The organism is Bradyrhizobium algeriense, from assembly GCF_003062295.1.
GTDB classification, from domain to species: domain Bacteria; phylum Pseudomonadota; class Alphaproteobacteria; order Rhizobiales; family Xanthobacteraceae; genus Bradyrhizobium; species Bradyrhizobium algeriense.
On record NZ_PYCN01000007.1, the window covers coordinates 90,916 to 105,552 of the forward strand.

A 14,637-nucleotide genomic window follows, 5' to 3' on the forward strand; every position below is an offset into this window, starting at 1 on the left:
CTCAGCTTCCGCTTTCGACCTTCTTCTTCAGCGCCTCGAGGCCCGCCTTATAGAGCCCGCTGACCGCTTTCACGGCGGCCTCGTCGCTCAGCTCGGGCGGCGGATCGTTGTTGGGAAAACCGCGATAGAATGCGCCGGCCCACTCCAGGCTGCTGCCCTTGCCGTCGGCGCTGGGCGTCACCGTCAGGGTCGACGAATAGTTGGTGACCGGCAGCACCTTCACATCCACGGCGGTGATCCGGTATGAATAGGTCATCTTCTCGGCATCGTATTTGTAGAGTTCCTCATCGACGGTCGCACCGGTCGCCAGCGTCAACCGCCGCGTGGCCTCGATCGCGTTGCCCTTGTCGCCCTCGGTCTTGCTGACCGGCGGCAGCCAGCTCATGTCCTGAAAATTGCCGATCGCGGCCCACACCTTTGCAGGCGGCGCATTAATCTCGATCGATTCCCGTACCTTCTGGCGGGTTGGTCCATGCGCCCAGGCTGCCCCTATCACTGCCAGCGCCGCCACCACGGCCCCTACCCTCGCGAGCGTCAATCTCATGTCGTTTCCTCATCGTCTTTCTTGGCCCGCGCAAACCGCGCAGCGGCGTTATCGTAACGCATTTTCAGACCAAAGGAGGCTGGTTTGTGGCGCCGCCGCGACGCGCGGCGTTGCGTCGGACAATACCGTAGGACGGGTGGAGCGACTTGTCGCGCCGTAGCTCGAAGAGCGAAGGCGGAAGCGATACCCATCACTTCTTGAAATGGTGGGTTTCGCGGAGTTTATCATCGGGCCGGCCGGAGGCCGGACCCGTTGGCTCTACCCACCCTACAAATGCTTCAATCCACGATCGCCGCGTCGACAAATCCCTTCGGGTCCTCGCAAAACTCCCGCATGACCTTGTAGTGGTCGGTGTCCTTTACCGTCACCGGCTCTAGCCCGTATTTCGTCAGCCGCAGCAGTGTCGCGTTTGGGTATGCCATCAGCATCGGCGAATGCGTGGCCATGATGATCTGGCAATGGCCGATGTCCTCCATCCGCCGCATCAGCTTCAGGAACGCGATCTGGCGCGAGGGCGACAGCGCGGATTCCGGTTCGTCGAAGATGAAGATGCCCTGCTTCCGGCAACGCTCCTCGAAGAAACGCAAAAACCCTTCACCGTGGGAATGGGACAGGAAGTCCGGCGGAGGGCCTCCTCCCATTGGATATTTCTGGGCCATCTCGTCCAAGTACCGGGCAACCGAGAAAAAGCTTTCGGCGCGGAAAAACCAGCCATTGGTGATTTTGGGTAGCCAGCTCGCCCGCAACGCGTTGGACAATTGTCCCCCCATTTTTTCCAACGCCCATGAGTGGTCGACCGTCATGTACCCCTTGCCGCCGCCGGCTTCGTCATAGCCGGCGAGCACGGCGATGCCCTCGAGCAAGGTGGATTTGCCGGTGCCATTCTCGCCGACGATGATCGTGATCGCCTTATCAAAGCTCAGCTCAAAATCGTCGCGCAGCAAGGGCAAGCAGAACGGATAGGCCTCGCGGCTGGTGATCCGCGAGGGCTCGAGCCAGATGCGCTTGAGATACGGCGCCGGCAGATTGATCGGGCGATTGCGTCTGGAAGCCATGGGCTCGGATCCCGGGGGAAACAAAGTCGTTCGTTACGGTTATACGGGGAATGCCGTACAATCCTAGATGGCGAGCCGCCCGATGCAAAGCGCCACCTACACCCTCTTCCGCAACGCCGTCCTCGGCGAGCAGCAGGTCGTCTGCCTTTATGACGGCCGCGTCCGCGAACTGTGTCCGCACATCATCGGCAGCAACAAACGCGGCGAAGAGGTCGTGCTGGCCTGGCAGTTCGGCGGCGAGAGCTCAGGCCCGCTGCCGCAATGGCGCTGCCTGAAGCTGGCTAACGTCAGCAACGCCCGCGCCCGCGAGGGCCATTGGCATGAGGGCGGCTCGCACCGCACGACGCAGACCTGCGTGAGCGACATCGATTTGGACATCAATATTCACGTGCGAAAGCTGCGATGACCGATCACCTGACGTTTCACCTGGCGTTCGGCAGGCTGACGTCCGGGCCGACTGAGGCCTCTTCGACGCTCGGCCATCCGCGGACGATGTCGACGAAATCCTGCGGCGATACGCCCTGCGGCAGGATCACCTGCATGTAGCGCCGCAACTCTTTCTCGGGTTGCGAAAGCCGTGACTCATCCGCTGCGGCCAGGGCCGGCACCTTGTAGACGATAAGGGTATCTTTCGGCAGGTCGCGATGAGGATCGAAGCTCGTGCCGGAGCCTGACTCGAACATACGCTTGTGCGAGTCATACTTGTAATTGCGCTTGAGTTTCAGTTCGACCGGAACGCGGATCGCTGCGCTCTTCGGCGCCGGCACGGCTGGCATCATTTCTCAAGTTTATTACACCTTCTTCATCGCTTCAACCAGGTTGGGCAGCGGTCCGATATGCTGCGTCAAGGGAACGCCGGGTCCCCCCTGCTGCGGTGTTCCCGTCGTCATCAATATGTTCCTCACCTTCTTGGGTGTCATCGGTGCGCCGTTTTTCGCTCTCGCCCGCCCCTGCAGGCACGCCACCGCGCCGGTAACGATCGGCGAAGCGCTCGATGTGCCGGAGAAGCGCAGCGTGTACCAGGTATTTTCCGACGCGCCGCCCTGCGCATCGCCATAGCCCAGCGTGGTCACATGCCAGCCCCAGCCCTGCACGTTGACGATCTTGCCGTAGTTGGAAAAGAAGATGCGCGACCTTGGAACGCCGAGCGAGGCGTAGGACGGCAGCCCCGCGCCAAAGCCGTCGAAGTCGACATGGTTGGTCGGCGGCACGCCGGCGCCGACGACGATGGCGCCGCTGTCCTTCTGCAGGCCGGTGTTGTTGAACACAGCCAGGTCGAAATTCTCGTTGCCGTTGCCGGCGGCCTCGACGACCGTGATGCCCTTGTCAACCGCCGCCTTGATCGCGGCGAATATATCGGACCAGTACTGCATGGCTACGTAATTTCCGTTCGGGCCGGTCGCCTGCAGTTCGATCAGTATGACGTCGCCTTTCTTGAGCTGCGCCGCCGCGTTGCTGATGGCGCCGGCCGTGTTGAACACGCCATTGATGACCGCAGAATGGACCGCGCCCTTCGCCTGATGGCTGATGCCGACACAGCCCCTTGCGTCGGGGATCGAAATCATTTCGCCGAGCACGGCCGTTCCGTGATTTCGCCATCCGAGATCGTCGATCACAGTACCGCCGAGCAATGGAATGCCGCTCGGCAGATCCTCATGCTGCCGATTCCAGTTGCCCTCGATATCGCAGATGGTGATGCCGCTGCCCTTGGCCCCTGCAAGGCCCCATACCGCCGCAGCGCCGATCCCGTTCGGCGCGTCGTAGAGATAGCCTTGCGAAGGTTCGAAGTTGCGGCTTCCGGCAGCCGATCCGGCCGGCATGGCCGGCACGGGGCGCGGCGCCACATAGGCGTCCCACACCGCTTTCTGCCGTTTCAGCGCGGTGACAATCTTCTTCGCCTCCGCGCCCGACTTCGGCACCACCTGCACAAAGCCGCTTTGGATGAAATCAGCATCCATTCCCCGCTTCGCAAACCGCGCCGGCTGCGGCTCGGATGGCAGCTTTGCGGCGACCTCGACACGGGATCTGATCGTGTCCGCGGGCAGGTGAAACTGCGAACGCATGGTCTTGATGTCGAATTTGGAGAGAACCTCGTTGAGGGAAGCCGCCTGCGGTTCGGCGGCGGCCGGAGCGGCAAATCGCGTGGCGGTGAAGGCCACCGGCGCTTCATAGCGAAGCTCGACCACGACATAGTCGGGAATATCTGTATCCGCCGTTGCGGTCGATACGAAGCCGGCCCTGGTTTTGGTCGCGCTGGTCGATCTGGATTTCCTTGCTTTCTTTGCTGCCATCGAAATTCTCCATCAAAGTGAATGTTTGAAATCGAAAGTCCTGTCGCTGCGGCGACAGGCAGGCAAAAATGACTACACTTAGGGGAAACGATTCTAGTTGCGTTCTAGCATCTCAACAACTATTAATTTAGTCGCACCGAACGCCGGGCGATACTGCATCCGGACTGCGATCCTGCGTGTGGTGCGCTTCACAAAACGCGATCGGACTTGTCCGACAGGCAAGTCCCGGCTGCGCGGTGAAGCAACACCGAGGGCACATCTCGGCCCCAGCGACCCAAATCGGCGCTGCTGGCGTCAAGTTCTCGAGAAGCAAGCTTCTTGGGAGCGACGGTGGCAAAAGAGGCACTCACCGCGGAGAGCTCGCGACAAGCCTGCGCCCTCAATTTCGAAGAGGGCCAAACGAAGATGCAAACCTCGGGCGATCAGCGCCGCGAGAATGCGAAACTGTATCCACCGTCATTGCGAGCGAAGCGAAGCAATCCATTCTTCCTTTCTTTGCGCCGACGCATGGATTGCTTCGCTTCGCTCGCAATGACGTGGAGAAGCCGCTGCGTACCGAACACCCGCACACGCGAGCATCGCAATCTCGATTGCACGAACGCAGCCACCTCTCTCTTCGCAGATCGAACAATTCCGCGCCGCACCCCGCCGCACTGCCGTCGAAATAGCAACCTGCCTGCGTCAATGCGCGGACGCGCTTCGGTCCAACTTTTGCCGGCATACGCATCGTATGGTTAACCCGCAAGCGAACGTTTTCACATCCGCGCAAACGTCGCTTGCAGACGGCTCTTTGGGGCGCGTTCGCGCCCGCTTCCACAACGATGCGTCACCATGCCGGTGCGATCGGTTCGCTATCGAGCCCGCAGGGGGTTATACGAATGTTCAACTTTAGGGGACAAAATATGAAACGACTACTTCTAGCTGGTGTGGCCCTCTCGGTCGCGACCGCGGCTTCGGCCGCCGACATGCAGGCGCGGCCCTACAGCAAGGCTCCTCCGGCGGTGGTGTCTCCGGCGTATAACTGGTCCGGCTTCTATATCGGCGCGATGGGCGGTTTCGGCTGGGAGACCGACGCCGGCAGCGGCGGCTTCGGTGGCGGCACGGTCGGCTACAACTGGCAACTTCCGGGCAGCCAGTTCGTCTTCGGTGTCGAAGTCGACGCCGCGGGCGCCAGCATCAAGGACAGCTTCCTCGTGGACGTCGGCGTCACGCAGGAAAACAAGATCAATGCATTCGGCAGCGTGACCGGCCGCGCCGGCTTCGCCATCGATGCAGCCCTCCTCTACGCCAAGGGCGGTTGGGCGTGGACCAACGCCAAGACGTCCTTCACGGACGGCGTCATGACGATTTCGGACAGCCAGACTCATACCGGCTACACCATCGGCGGCGGCCTCGAATATTTGTTCACGCCGAGTTGGTCGGCCAAGGCCGAATACATGTACACCAGCCTCGGCAGCGAGACCTACAATTTCGGCGGCCAACCGCTGGACTCCGGCAGCTTCGACTTCCACACCATCAAGGTCGGGGTGAACTATCACTTCAGGTGAGACGGCTCGCGTAGCTGCGTAGGGTGGGCAAAGCGTAGCGTGCCCACCATTCAACATGACGCTCTTCGAGAGATGGTGGGCACGGCGCTAACGCGCCTTTGCCCACCCTACGGAGTCTCAATCACCTCAAGCACCGGTTCGTAGCCCGGATGAGCGCAGCGATATCCGGGGCCTCTCTCACACCGCCCCGGATGTCGCTTCGCTCATCCGGGCTACAATCGTTATCTCCTTCACACCACCTCGAGCACCAGCTCCATCGTCATCAGCACCGGATTGTCACCGCGCATCAGCCGACCCTCGGCGATGCCGCCGAGATAATCGACGAGAGCAATATCGAGCTCCGCCTGCAGCGTGCCGTCGGCGCCGGGCGCAATGGTGCCGGCCTTGATCGCAAGCTCGGTCGCAAATGGCACGACGGTGCTGCCGTCGCTGAAATGCGCGCCGATGGTGGAGCCGACACCGCCGTGAATCCGCGCGCGCAAAATTCCGTGCTGCCGGCAGAAGGTCTCCAGCGCCGCGGCAAAATCCTGATTCGGCCGCAGCCGCAGCGCGAAGGCGCGGCTGTCGGCCTTCACATCGGTGCCGGCGCGCGCGACGGGACCGAACAATTTGAAATTGGTCTCGGGATCGGGCTCGGCCGCAAACATCGCACCGTCGATTCCGAACGCTTCCACCGCGAACGATTCGGCGACGATGCTCTCCTCGGGAAGGATGTGGCCGCCGTGCAGTCGTCCATCGGTCTCGGTCCACAGCCCGTGGCAATGAAAGAACGGCGCACCGTCGCGCTCGCCAAGCGTCATCGCGCCAAGCTTCAGCCGCGTGATACCGGAGGGCCGAAAGGTGTCGCTGTAGAACGCCGCATTGGCGCCGGTCTTCGACAGCGCCGGCATCACATAGGCAAAGGGCCCAAGCGCCCCTCCCCGCATGCTCAGCACGCCGCCTGAAAATCCCGCCTCGGCAAAGCCGCGGCGCGTGGCCTCGAGCAGCGGCAGGCCGGCGGCAAGCGTGAATGAAAACGCCCGTCCCCGCGCCTCGACCCATTGGATGCGTTCGGGCGCGGGCGCGCCGGGCTGGTCAATGCTGCGCATCCCTCAGGTACCCGTCGACTCCGCAACGAGCTCAAGCAACCCTCGCGCCTCGAGTTCATCGCGGACCAGCCGCTTCGGAATCTTGCCGTAGCCGGACTTCGGCAACGCCTCCCAGAAGAAGAAGCGCTTCGGCATCTTGTAACGCGGTACCTTTGGCGCCAGGAATGCGGCCAGCTCCGCCTCGCTCACTTCAGCCGCGCCCTCGCGCGCGACGCAGACGGCGACGCCGACCTCTCCCCAGAACGGGTCGGGCACGCCGAGCACGGCGACCTCGCCGATCGCCGGGTGCGTGAGAATCTTCTCCTCGACCTCGCGCGGATAGATATTGGAGCCGCCCGAGATGTACATGTCCGAGGCACGGCCGGTGATGTAGACGAATCCTTCCTCGTCCATATGGCCGAGATCGCCGGTACGAAACCAGCCGTCGCGAAACGCCTTCGCGTTGGCCTCGGGGTTGTCGTAATAGCCGGCGAACACGGCGGGACCGATCACGCAGATCTCGCCGGTCTCGAAGGACTTGAGCTCGCGCCCGTCGTCGCCCTGGATCGAGACCTGCATGCCCGTGCGCTCGAAGCCGCAGGTGCCGATGCGGGCCTGGGGCCCGTCCTCGGGATCGTGCAGATAGGCCGGCATGACCGTGATGTTGCCGGTGACCTCGCCGAGTCCGAAATATTGCACCAGCACCGGGCCGAGCTTGTTCAGCGCCGCCTTCTGGTCTTCGCGATACATCGGCGCGCCGGCATAGATCACGAAGCGCAGCGAGGAATGGTCGTATTTGTCGACGGAAGGATGCTCGACCATCATCTTCAGAATGGTCGGCACGGTGAAAATGTTGCTAACGCGATGCGCCTCGATCAGCCGGAACGCTTCCGCGATATCGAATTTTTCCGACGGCAGCAGGATGGTCGGCACGCCGCGCGCGGCCTGCACGAGCTGGTGCACGCCGGCGCCATGCGACAGCGGCGCGACCACCAGCGAGGCATCCGTCTCTGTCGTGCCCGGCATCAGGTCGGCGAGATGATTTGTCACCACAAAGGCCATCTGGCCATGGGTGAGCACCGCCGCCTTGGAGCGGCCGGTGGTGCCGGAGGTGAAGAAGAACCAGCAGGGATCGTCGTAATCGACCGCCGCATTATCGATCCTGGCGCCGGCCTGCGACGCGATCACCTCGCTCACCGCCTTCTCGCCAAACGTGCCCTCGCCGATCCGCCAGATGAATTCGAGCGCCGGATTGGCCGCAGCTTTGGCGTGATCGGGGAAATCGCCATGGCACAGAAACGCCTTCGCACCGGAAGCGGTGGCGAGATAGGCGACCTCGTCCGGCATCAGGCGGAAATTGGTCGGCACCCAAACCGCGCCGAGGCGAAAGGCCGCGAACATCGACCAGAACATCTCGTCGCAATTCTTGGAATGGACCAGGATGCGGTCGCCCTTGACGACGCCCCGCGCGGTGAGGCCCGCTGCCAGCGCGGAGACGGAACGATCGATCTCGCGCCAGGTCCAGGATTTGTCGCCCCAGATGAAGCCCGTACGGTCGCCATGGCGGCGGGCATTCTGGGTCAGCATATGCGCCAGATTCATCACCCGGCGCGACATCCGCGCCATGCCGCCGCGCGGAGTGGGAATAGTCACGGTTTCAGTCACTGGGAACAACCATCACGCTTCGAAAAACAGACATAGAGCACCTCATCGCAACGATAGCAGAAAGCCTCGTAGCAGAAAGCCTCGTAGCAGAAAGCCTTGCGCCTGCCAGCGCGCGGCGGGTCATCCACAGCGACCGCGGGCCACGCGTCGTGGCGGCCGGGCGGCATTCACCGCACGCCGGTCCCCTTGCAGCGCTGGCATTTTACGACCTTGTCGCCCTTCTTCAGCAGGCCCCTTGCCCTCGCAATTCTTGCATTTCTGCTTCTTCTTGATGTTGGGGCCCTTTTCATTGGCCATGCTAATCTCCCGGCAAGCGTTGCGGGCATCACCATAGCCAGCCCCGCCTTCCCGTCCATAAGCAGCTCAAACGATTTAAGGGGTCACCATGGTTACCCGTCGAAAGCTGATATTATCAGGCGCAGCCGCCTTGCTGGCCGCTATGCTGCCGCGCCGCGCGGGCGCGGCCGACGACCCCGCCGGCATCCTGACCGCCATCTACACCCGCGTGGCCAAGGGTAAGGGCGATGGCGGCGGCACGTTTGTGATCCAGACCAAGGCTAGCAGAACCAAATACCTGTCGAATTCGCTGGTCGCACTCTGGGCCAAGGCGGACGCCCGCACGCGCAAGGGCGACGGCGGGCCGGTGGATTTCGATCCCGTCTCCAATTCGCAGGATCCCGACGTGAATTCCTTCAAGGTGGCTGCCGAGAAGCAGGGAGCCGACAAGGAGACCGTCGCCGTCACGATCGAAAATCATCAGCAGAATGCGCGCGCCAACCCGGCCGACAAGACCATCCGCTACGATTTTATCCATGAGGCCGGCCAGTGGAAGATCGACGACATCAAGGGAGCCGTCGACGGCAGCCCGTGGTCGGTCCGCGCCCTGCTCGTCGATTCATTGAAGTACTAGGATTTGAGTCGAAGGCCCGCCGGTCACGGATGGGGCCGGCGGGCCCTGCCCGCAATTACTGCGGATGGTCGGCCAGTTCCTGGTCGCTCAAGCGCCAATCCTGCCAGAGCTGAAGCGCACCCAGCAGGACGACGATTGCACCGAGGGCGACATGCCAGGCCCGAAGTATGTCGTCACCGGAGTAGCCGAGGATGAACGGTGAGGCAATCAGCCAGAGGCCGAGCGCGATCTCGCCGATCTCCTCCCAGCGCTGCAGTGCGACATATTCGAGCTGAGCCAGACCGAACACCAGCATGCCGATCACGAACGTGTTGAGGATCATGGTGCTGCGTTCGGAGTCCATCACGTCGTGGCTTGAGAAAGGAAACCACGGCGATACCACGATCAGCACGCCAAGGAGCATGCCGAACCAGTCTTCCCACGTGCGATGTTTGCTGAAGAAACCAAAGCCCGACATTGTAACCTCCCCTTGAAAAAAGAGGCATACGTCAACGGCCGCGATCACAGCATTTACCGATATCGAACCCAGACCCGGCCGCTTCGGCGGCGTATGTCATCCGAAAGACGTAGGAACCCTGCCCTCCGTTGCAAGGCCCATCTGCAAAGATCCCCGAGGGAAACCGCAGGTGCTCCTATTGCGCCGCACCAAGCCGTTGCAGGGCCTCGGCAGGCGGTTGCGCAAGTATTACGGCAGCGCCCAGCAATGCAGCAGTCAGGCAGGTCAGAACCACGCATATCAGCCAATCCCCAGCGAGCCACCGGTTCGCCGCAGGTTTGCATCGTCGGGTTCATGTCCCTAAATGAACGGTGAATCATCAGGGAATCGCTGCATGGCCGCCGTCCGCGACAACAAGGCTCAAAACCGCTTCGAACTCGACGTCGACGGCGACATGGCGTTTGCGAATTATCGCATCACGCCATCGGCGGTCATCATCACGCATACCGAAACGCCCCGCACGCTGCGCGGCCGCGGCATCGCTTCCGAACTGGTCAGGGGCGCGCTCGAACTGATTCGCGCCGACGGCCGCAAGGTCATCGCCGGCTGCGGCTTTGTCGTGGATTATCTGCGCAGAAACCCGGAATTTGCCGATCTGGCGGAATGACGTGCGACCTCACGTAATCCGGATCGACATATCCGGCAGGCCTTCGAGCTTGCACAACAGCACATCGCCCTTCACGACCGGGCCGACATTTTCCGGCGTGCCCGAATAGATGATGTCGCCCGGCTTGAGTTCGAAGGCTTCCGAAAGCTTGGCGATCTGCTCCGCCACGCTCCAGATCATATTGCGCAGATCGGAGTTCTGCTTGACCGTGCCGTTCAACGCCAGCGAAATCGCGCCCTTGGTGAAATGTCCGGTCTTGGCAGCGGGGTGAATCGGCCCGAGCACGGCGGAGCGATCAAAGCTCTTGCCGATTTCCCATGGCTTCTTCTCATCCCCCATCGCACGCTGCAGATCGCGCCGCGTCATGTCGAGACCGAGCGCATAGCCGTAAACGTGGTCGAGCGCTTTCTCCGCGGAAATATTGGTACCGCCGGATTTCAGCGCCGCCACCAGTTCGACCTCGTAATGGTAGTTCTTGGTGAGCGAGGGGTATGGATGATCGGCGACCGTGTCGAGCGCGACATTTTGGATCGCGTCGGTCGGCTTCTGAAAGAAGAACGGCGGCTCACGATTGGGGTCAGAACCCATTTCGCGCGCATGCGCGGCATAGTTTCGCCCGATGCAATAGATCCGCCGCACCGGAAACACGTCGGTCTCACCCACAATCGGGATGGTCGTCGTGCCGACCGGAAAAATCGATTTCGGGCCGGCCTGCGCTGCGGCCGTACCGCCTTGTACGGCCGTACCAGCCAGCGCGAGCGCGCCGGTTGCCAGAATGGTCCTGCGATCGACATTGCTCATTGGCTTCCTCCTTGTTCTGCGAGTCTTCTTGTCCGCTGCGTGTCTACAGCGTTTTCTCTACGAAGTGGATACCGCGCGTTGCTGTATTGCAATCGCGCCAAAAAGAAGGCCCGCGTCGCCGCGGGCCTTTGCGTGTGTGAACCCGGCGAAGCGTCAGTGCTTGATATCGGGTGGCAGCTTGCCGCCATTGGCGGCCAGCTTGGCCATGACCTGCTTGTGCAGCCAGATGTTCATGCTGGCGGAGTCGTTGCTGTCGCCGGTGTAGCCGAGCTCTTTCGCGAGATCCTTGCGGGCAGCAAAGCTGGAATCGATGTCGAGCGCTTTCATCAGGTCGACGATCGAGGTGCGCCACGCCAGTTTCTCGCCTTTGGCAGCGACCGCCTTGTCCAGGATCGGCGCGACGTCGACGGTCGCGGCGGCTGGTGCAGCGGCCCCACCGGACGATCCGGCCTCCGCGGCCGCGCCGCCGCCAGCCGGCGCAGCGTCTGCCTTGGTGCCGAAAATCGCGCTCATGATCTTTCCGAAAATGCTCATTGTTCGCTCCCAATGACTTGAGGATGGGGTGAGTCTCTGGTGGCACTGTTTGACCGGCAGCACCACGCCGGGATCGCTGGTAAGTCTAGCCAGCCGGATGAAGCTTGCCAATGAAACATTCACCGAAGCGTGAGTGCGTTTGTCGCTGTTTGGGAGTACGCTGCTGTCTCAGTTCGCGACATCGCCAGTTCCCAATCCGTCTTCGCGTCTGGCCTGATCGTGATCGTTTTATGAAATGGCGCGTTGGCGTCCTTCGGTTGGCGCGTGATGCGACCGCGAGGGAGACAGCGACCATGGCGACCTATCACGGCAATGTCACATCGATGGCGCAGAGTGGACCAGACGCCGCCGGTGCGCCCGTCATCCGAACCATCGGCCTATCAGACCTCCATCGGGCCTTGCAGCGCGGCTGGGAAGATTTCAAAGCCGTTCCAAGCCACGCCATCATCCTGTGCATCATCTATCCAGTGCTCGGACTGATGCTGGCGCGCGCCGTGCACGGCTATTCGGTTCTGCCGCTGTTGTTTCCACTGGCCGCGGGCTTTGCCCTGCTCGGCCCGTTTGCTGCGCTCGGCCTCTACGAAATGAGCCGCCGTCGCGAACGCGGCGAGCCGGCGAGCGCCTGGGATGCGCTCGAAGTCGTACGCTCGCCATCGTTCGGCGCGATGCTCGGGTTAGGTGTATTGTTGCTGGCGCTGTTCGTGACATGGGTAGCAACCGCGCAAGCGATCTACATCGCCGCGTTCGGCTATGCGGGCGCGACCGGTGCTTCCGATTTCGCCGAACGCGTGCTGACGACGCCACAGGGTTGGTGGCTGATCGTGGTTGGCTGCGGTGTCGGCTTCCTGTTCGCCCTCGCCGCGCTGTGCATCAGCGTGGTGTCGTTCCCCTTGATGCTCGACCGCCATGCCGGCGCCGGCGATGCGATGGTGACCTCGCTGCGCGCGGTCGCGCGAAATCCCGTACCGATGGCGGCCTGGGGCTTGATCGTCGCGGTGCTGCTGGTGGCGGGATCGTTGCCGGCCTTCCTCGGCCTTGCCGTCGTCATCCCCCTGCTCGGGCACGCCACGTGGCATCTCTATCGGAAGACGATTGAGCCGGAACTCAATCCGCAGCCGCTTCCGCCCCGCGCGCATCGCGAACGCAAGCCTGCGGCCGATTTCCCGGCCAATCTGTTCCCCTGGCGGCGCAAGGATAGCGCATAGGCTTGCACGGAACTCGATCGATCACACCGCCGGCCGAGCCGGCTGGCGGTGTGATCGTTCACCGCTCACTAACGATGAATTGAGCATCTTCAACGGAAAGCCATTGAAGGCAACGACATCAGCCTTGTTTTGGCCGATCTTGCTTCGAACATTCGACGTGACGTGGACACTAACCATCGATGATGCATCGATTGTGGAGCGAACGGCACGATGATTTCTCGCCTTTCCCTGCGCGCCCTTACCCTGGGCGCCCTGTTGCTGACTTCTGCGGCGTCCGCATTGGCGGCGCCCTGCGGCACGGGCCCGTTCGAAACGTGGCTGGAAGATTTCAAGAAAGAAGCTGCCGCCAAAGGGATCGCGGCTTCCGCCATCCAGGCTGGCCTGAGCGGCGTTACGCTCGACAAGAGCGTGCTGGCCCGCGACCATTCGCAGAAAGTGTTCAACCAGACGTTTGAGGAATTCTCCGGCCGCATGATTCCGCCCCGGCTGACCCGCGGCGCCAACATGCTCAAGCAGTACGGCTCGGTGCTCGGGCGCATCGAACAGGCTTATGGCGTGCCCGGCGAAGTGCTGGTGGCGATCTGGGGCCTGGAAACCGATTTCGGCGTCAACATCGGAAAATTCCCGACGCTGCGCTCGTTGGCGACGCTGGCCTATGACTGTCGCCGCACCGACCTGTTCAAGGCCGAGCTGATGGACGCGCTGCGCATCGTCGAGCGCGGCGATATCGCGCCGCAGGATTTGCGCGGCGCATGGGCGGGCGAAATCGGCCAGACCCAGTTCATGCCGTCGTCCTACATCAAGTTCGCGGTCGATTTCGACAGCAACGGACGCCGTGATCTGCTGCGCAGCCCCCCGGACGTACTGGCCTCGACCGCCAACTTCCTCGCCGGCCACGGCTGGCAACGCGGCAAGGACTGGGAGCCCGGCAGCGCCAATTTCGCCGCGATCAAGGAGTGGAACAAGAGCGAGGTCTACGCCAAGACCATCGCCCATTTCGCGACGCAGCTTTCGCGGGCGCCTTAGACTTGGCAACCACTCAAGGGGCCGGCCACAGCGATCGGCCCTTTGCCCTCAGGTCTGCGCCCGTTGTTGGCTTCGCGCGAGCGTATCCACCATTAGCCGGCCATCGCTGGCGCCTTTTGGGCGATGAAATCAGAAACTGATCGTCACCCGTAAAAATGAATATTTGTTCATTCATAATCAGCGCGTCACATGCGATTCGCGCATAAGAAGATTCCAAAAAGCTCGCTTTGAAGCATATTTTGTGCGCTGCACGCACTCACGGACTTGCGGTCGAGCCCTCCTGATCGCTATTTGGCCGACAGCGAGGTTAATTTGGAAATGACGGTAAGCCTCTAAATTTACGGCATTATTTTCAATGGGTGAAACACCGATGGGGCGGACGAGCCGACCAATCTTTCAGCCATACTGAAAAGTTAAGCGGCTCTTACCGTCGTCATGCGTTTTAGGATTAGCTGCATCGCAACATAGGAACTTCCGCACTGCAGTATTCAGCTCTATATTCATTTCAACGATGAGGCCGCACCCTAAAGGCTGAATCGCAAATTCAAGGAGACTACGATGTTACTTTCGCTCATCCGCATGATCCAGGCGTTCCGGGATTATCAGCGCAATGTCAGCGAACTGTCCCAGCTCAGCGATCGCGAACTGGCCGATATCGGCCTCGATCGTTCGGACATTCCGCGCGTTGCCGCCGGGAACTACACCAGCTGATTTTCGTTCAGCCGCCTGACGAACGGATAACGCCCGCCCCCGCTGCGGGCGTTGTCGTTTCTGGCCACTCGTTTGACGCGTTTTCTTCGCGCGAACCGGTATCCACCCGGATCAAGTCCGAGGCCATGCTTCGCTCGAAAACGCTATGGTAGGTGCGCTTGGCGCGAAAACGCGCTAA

Annotated in this window: 17 protein-coding genes and 1 pseudogene; 7 read left to right on the forward strand and 11 right to left on the reverse strand. The window is 61.8% G+C overall.

What is annotated here, in order from left to right; genetic code table 11:
- Window position 1: 1 nt before the first annotated feature.
- The 3 genes and pseudogenes from C7G61_RS16315 to C7G61_RS47425 form a co-directional block, all read right to left on the reverse strand.
- Window positions 2-544: an SRPBCC family protein gene (locus C7G61_RS16315; protein ID WP_108515918.1), complete on the reverse strand. Its 543-nt coding sequence runs from the start codon at window positions 542-544 to the stop codon at window positions 2-4.
- 278 nt (window positions 545-822) lie between these two features.
- Window positions 823-1,347 (reverse strand): AAA family ATPase, encoded by a 525-nt coding sequence (locus C7G61_RS16320; RefSeq protein WP_420836767.1) that lies wholly within the window; start codon window positions 1,345-1,347, stop codon window positions 823-825.
- A 39-nt stretch (window positions 1,348-1,386) separates the two neighbouring features.
- Window positions 1,387-1,488, reverse strand: a pseudogene (locus tag C7G61_RS47425) (AAA family ATPase); the annotation flags it as partial.
- Window positions 1,489-1,681: 193 nt separating this feature from the next.
- Here C7G61_RS47425 and C7G61_RS16325 point away from each other — a divergent pair.
- Window positions 1,682-2,005 carry a hypothetical protein gene (locus tag C7G61_RS16325; RefSeq protein ID WP_145963632.1) on the forward strand — a complete coding sequence of 108 codons (324 nt, stop codon included), beginning with the start codon at window positions 1,682-1,684 and terminating at the stop codon, window positions 2,003-2,005.
- A gap of 16 nt (window positions 2,006-2,021) precedes the next feature.
- Here the strand turns inward: C7G61_RS16325 and C7G61_RS16330 are convergent, their stop codons facing one another.
- On the reverse strand, window positions 2,022-2,375 hold the full coding sequence (locus tag C7G61_RS16330; protein ID WP_108515924.1) for a hypothetical protein: 354 nt from the start codon (window positions 2,373-2,375) through the stop codon (window positions 2,022-2,024).
- A gap of 15 nt (window positions 2,376-2,390) precedes the next feature.
- Window positions 2,391-3,890, reverse strand: coding sequence for a S8 family serine peptidase (locus C7G61_RS16335; protein WP_108515926.1), 1,500 nt, complete (start codon window positions 3,888-3,890; stop codon window positions 2,391-2,393).
- A gap of 902 nt (window positions 3,891-4,792) precedes the next feature.
- On the opposite strand from C7G61_RS16335, the gene C7G61_RS16340 reads away from it, so the two are divergent.
- Entirely contained in the window at window positions 4,793-5,437 is a 645-nt protein-coding gene (locus tag C7G61_RS16340) for an outer membrane protein (protein WP_108515928.1), read from the forward strand.
- A 230-nt stretch (window positions 5,438-5,667) separates the two neighbouring features.
- Here C7G61_RS16340 and C7G61_RS16345 read toward each other — a convergent pair whose 3' ends face one another.
- The 3 genes from C7G61_RS16345 to C7G61_RS44675 all read right to left on the reverse strand — a co-directional run bounded on the left by C7G61_RS16345 (window position 5,668) and on the right by C7G61_RS44675 (window position 8,466).
- Window positions 5,668-6,525 (reverse strand): PCC domain-containing protein, encoded by an 858-nt coding sequence (locus C7G61_RS16345; RefSeq protein ID WP_108515930.1) that lies wholly within the window; start codon window positions 6,523-6,525, stop codon window positions 5,668-5,670.
- Window positions 6,526-6,528: 3 nt separating this feature from the next.
- Window positions 6,529-8,169: an acyl-CoA synthetase gene (locus tag C7G61_RS16350; protein ID WP_420836764.1), complete on the reverse strand. Its 1,641-nt coding sequence runs from the start codon at window positions 8,167-8,169 to the stop codon at window positions 6,529-6,531.
- 120 nt (window positions 8,170-8,289) lie between these two features.
- Complete coding sequence (locus C7G61_RS44675) at window positions 8,290-8,466, reverse strand: hypothetical protein (protein ID WP_190241859.1); 177 nt, start codon at window positions 8,464-8,466, stop codon at window positions 8,290-8,292.
- 88 nt (window positions 8,467-8,554) lie between these two features.
- Here C7G61_RS44675 and C7G61_RS16355 point away from each other — a divergent pair, with 88 nt between their 5' ends.
- Complete coding sequence (locus tag C7G61_RS16355) at window positions 8,555-9,079, forward strand: DUF3828 domain-containing protein (protein ID WP_108515934.1); 525 nt, start codon at window positions 8,555-8,557, stop codon at window positions 9,077-9,079.
- A gap of 55 nt (window positions 9,080-9,134) precedes the next feature.
- Here C7G61_RS16355 and C7G61_RS16360 read toward each other — a convergent pair whose 3' ends face one another.
- The gene (locus C7G61_RS16360; protein ID WP_108515936.1) at window positions 9,135-9,536 is read right to left on the reverse strand and encodes an SPW repeat protein; all 402 of its coding nucleotides are present in this window, start codon (window positions 9,534-9,536) and stop codon (window positions 9,135-9,137) included.
- A 373-nt stretch (window positions 9,537-9,909) separates the two neighbouring features.
- On the opposite strand from C7G61_RS16360, the gene C7G61_RS16365 reads away from it, so the two are divergent.
- Window positions 9,910-10,182 (forward strand): GNAT family N-acetyltransferase, encoded by a 273-nt coding sequence (locus C7G61_RS16365; protein WP_108515939.1) that lies wholly within the window; start codon window positions 9,910-9,912, stop codon window positions 10,180-10,182.
- A 9-nt stretch (window positions 10,183-10,191) separates the two neighbouring features.
- Here C7G61_RS16365 and C7G61_RS16370 read toward each other — a convergent pair whose 3' ends face one another.
- Together C7G61_RS16370 and C7G61_RS16375 are read right to left on the reverse strand one after the other, a co-directional pair.
- On the reverse strand, window positions 10,192-10,983 hold the full coding sequence (locus C7G61_RS16370; protein WP_108515941.1) for a fumarylacetoacetate hydrolase family protein: 792 nt from the start codon (window positions 10,981-10,983) through the stop codon (window positions 10,192-10,194).
- Window positions 10,984-11,136: 153 nt separating this feature from the next.
- Window positions 11,137-11,517, reverse strand: coding sequence for a DUF3597 domain-containing protein (locus tag C7G61_RS16375; protein ID WP_057855857.1), 381 nt, complete (start codon window positions 11,515-11,517; stop codon window positions 11,137-11,139).
- Between the two features lie 293 nt (window positions 11,518-11,810).
- On the opposite strand from C7G61_RS16375, the gene C7G61_RS16380 reads away from it, so the two are divergent.
- The 3 genes from C7G61_RS16380 to C7G61_RS16390 all read left to right on the forward strand — a co-directional run bounded on the left by C7G61_RS16380 (window position 11,811) and on the right by C7G61_RS16390 (window position 14,459).
- On the forward strand, window positions 11,811-12,722 hold the full coding sequence (locus C7G61_RS16380) for a DUF2189 domain-containing protein (protein ID WP_108515943.1): 912 nt from the start codon (window positions 11,811-11,813) through the stop codon (window positions 12,720-12,722).
- A 210-nt stretch (window positions 12,723-12,932) separates the two neighbouring features.
- Window positions 12,933-13,748, forward strand: a complete 816-nt coding sequence (locus C7G61_RS16385) for a lytic murein transglycosylase (RefSeq protein ID WP_108515945.1) — start codon at window positions 12,933-12,935, stop codon at window positions 13,746-13,748.
- Window positions 13,749-14,306: 558 nt separating this feature from the next.
- Complete coding sequence (locus tag C7G61_RS16390) at window positions 14,307-14,459, forward strand: DUF1127 domain-containing protein (protein ID WP_108515947.1); 153 nt, start codon at window positions 14,307-14,309, stop codon at window positions 14,457-14,459.
- Window positions 14,460-14,637 lie beyond the last annotated feature (178 nt).